General features: G+C 61.7%; 3 protein-coding genes. 1 reads left to right on the plus strand and 2 read right to left on the minus strand.

Annotation, left to right across the window (positions count from 1 at the left end; translation table 11 throughout):
• Together WCA53_RS05605 and WCA53_RS05610 are read right to left on the minus strand one after the other, a co-directional pair.
• Positions 1-1,359: ATP-binding cassette domain-containing protein (locus WCA53_RS05605; RefSeq protein ID WP_423906672.1), on the minus strand; the 1,359-nt coding region annotated here is incomplete at its 3' end.
• Between the two features lie 16 nt (positions 1,360-1,375).
• A complete protein-coding gene (locus WCA53_RS05610) occupies positions 1,376-2,392 on the minus strand; it encodes an ABC transporter substrate-binding protein (RefSeq protein WP_423906675.1) in 1,017 nt (338 codons plus the stop codon).
• A gap of 214 nt (positions 2,393-2,606) precedes the next feature.
• Between WCA53_RS05610 and WCA53_RS05615 the strand changes: the two genes are divergently transcribed.
• The coding region (locus WCA53_RS05615) for a LysR family transcriptional regulator (protein WP_423906678.1) at positions 2,607-2,879 on the plus strand (273 nt) is incomplete at its 3' end.

Raw genomic sequence — 2,879 nt, forward strand, 5'->3', positions numbered from 1 at the left:
GTGCCACACCACGAGCCGGCCCGCACGCGCAACCTCAGCCACGATCCTGTAGAAATCGCGCTTGGCGGCGACGTCGACACCTCGCGTGGGATCGTCGAGCAGGATGATGGGCGCCTCGGACACCAGCGCCCGAGCCATCAGCGCCTTTTGTTGATTGCCGCCGCTCAGGTCGAGAATGCCCGATGCCAGCCGGTTCTCATCAAGCCTGAGCCGTTGTGCCGACCCGCAGGTGACGGCCAGTTCGGCGGACCGCGTCACGGGTCGAAACGGCGAGCCGCAAGCGAAGCCTCCAAGCGAGATATTGGCGAGCACGCTCCACAAGGGGAACACGCCCTCGCGCTGCCGGTCCCCTGAAACGAAGCTGGCTGCGCCTTTGCGTTCTACATGCGTTGCACCACGCGTGGCTGGGCGGAAGATCTGATGCAGAAGCTCTTTTTGCCCGCTGCCCTCCAGACCTGCAAGCCCTACTATCTCGCCAGTGCGAAATTCGATCGACTGCGCACTGCCCGCCACGCCTCCGCGCAAGGTCAGGCAGACCTCTCCGAGCGCTCTGCGATGTTCCTGCGCCGCTTCGCGCAGCACGCCCGTGTCACCGCCCATCAACTTCACCAGCACCGCAACCGACGCGTCGGCAGCCAGGCCCTCCCATTCGAGGCGGCCGTTACGCAGCAGGACGACGCGCGTCGCGACGTCGACGATCTCGTGCAGCTTGTGGCTGATGAAAATGAACGCGAGGCCCGTCGCCGCCTTCGCGTGAATGTATGCGCGCAATTGCCGACTGCGCTCGAGGCCGAGCGACGATGTCGGTTCATCCAGAATCACGAGGCGCACGCCCGGCGTGGCCACTGCGCGGGCGATCTCTATCATCTGACGCTCGCCGATTGGAAGCCGTCCCGCTTCGGCGTCGACGTCGATGCCATGACCCGGAAAAACGGCATCGAGTGCTTCGTTAGCCCGCGCGCGATACGCCTTGCGCCAACCCGGCCGCGCACGTGCTGCCTGCGGAGCTTCGAGGAAAAAATTCTCCGCGACCGACAGATTCACGCACAGCGATAGCTCCTGATGAACTATCCGAATGCCGCGCCTTTGCGCCTCGCCTGCGTCGTAGGCTGCAGGAATGCCGATGCCGTCGCCGAAGTCGATCGTGCCGGAGTCGGGTGGCGTGACGCCGCAGAGCATGCGCATGAGCGTGCTCTTGCCGGCGCCATTGCCGCCGACAAGACCGATCACGTCGCAACATGCCACCGAAAGAGAAACGTCCTCGTTTGCACGTGTCGGCCCGTAGACCTTGGTGAGATTGCGCGCGGACACGACGAGCCGTGCGCGACCCTGCAGTTCCAGTGTGTTGTCGCGGTTCATGTCGGGGCTCCGAGGGCTACTTGCCAGCCAGCAGGTTCTTGTCGACCCAGACCTGCGTATACGTTGGGCTGACGATCATGCCCGACGGCCGATCGAGATAGTCCTTTAAGTTCTCCTGCGTAACGGTTGCAACCGGCATGATCATTTTCTTCGGCGGCTGCGCGCCCTTCACCAGCGACAGACTCAGATAGAACGCCGCCGCGCCGATGCCCGGCGTGGTGTTCATCGAGATCGTCGTATAGCCGTTCTTTTTGGTCTGCTCTCCCCACCATTTGATGAAGTCGGTGCTGCCGCCGCCCTCGATCACTGGCATCTTGTCGCGATACTGGCCGCCGAATTGTTCGAAGGCCTGCGCGATGCCAAAGTCATCGCTGCCGCCCTGCCCCAGCACGGCATCGACGCGGGGCAAGCTCGGCAACACGTTGGCGACGGCCGACTGCGCAACCGACGCGGTCGCCTGTCCGTACACCGTTGCGACGACCTTCACGTCCGGATACTGTTTGAGGACAGCCATCTGCGCGTTGTACATGTCGTTGTCGGGCGCCGAGCCCTTCACGCCGCGCACCTGGATGATGTTGCCCTTGCCGCCGATTTTCTTCATCACCCATTCAGCTTCTTCCTTCTTGTATCCGGTGAAGTCGAAATTGAGCTGGTAGTTACAAGGCGCGCTCGCCACCGAATCGAAGGACACAACCTTGATTCCAGCCTGGCAGGCTTTCTGGATGATGCCGTTCACGGCCGTCTCCGACGCGGCATCCACGGCAATGGCATCGACCTTCTTGAGGATCAGTTCGGCAATCTGACTGTTCTGCTGGGCGACCGATCCGTCGCCGTTGACCACGATGTAGTCGGCAATCTTGCCTTCCGCCTTGGCCTGTTTGGCGGCGGCATCGAAGGCATCGACCATTTGATGGCGCCAAGTATTGCCGTAGTAGGCGTTCGCGAGCGCAATAACAGGTTTGTCCGGCGAAGCGAATGCGGGACGAGCGAGGACCAGCACGCCGAGAGCGGCGATGAGGGAATACGACTTCATGTTTGTCTCCGGATATCTTCCGCCCAGGCGTTGCAGTGAGCCCGCGACGGTCGTTGTGATTTTTCTGTCTTGTTTGAACTCACTCTACTGAGTCGCACAAGCCATCACAATCGATATGTTCTCGACGAGATGTGATTAAATCTCACACGTAGATGTATAGTGGGTTCGCGTGATCGCCGGTCGAACGAGGTGAGGTTTTCCCTAGGAACAATCGATGCATACTCCCCGTCCTTCCCTGAATGCGCTGCGCGCATTCGAAGCCACTGCGCGCCTGCGCAGCATGACCCTCGCGGCGCAGGAACTGTGCGTCACCCATGGTGCGGTCAGCAGGCAGGTCAAGTCCCTGGAAGAAATACTCGGCGTGACCTTGCTGCAGCGCACGGCCCAATCATCGGACCCAACGCCCGAAGGATTGCGGCTCGCAGAAAGTCTATCGACGGCGTTCAGCCTCATCGAGGCGAGCATCGAGCAGCTCAAGCCCGAGCCT

Origin of the sequence: Caballeronia sp. (assembly GCF_049581465.1) — a bacterium.
Classification (GTDB): Bacteria; Pseudomonadota; Gammaproteobacteria; order Burkholderiales; family Burkholderiaceae; genus Caballeronia.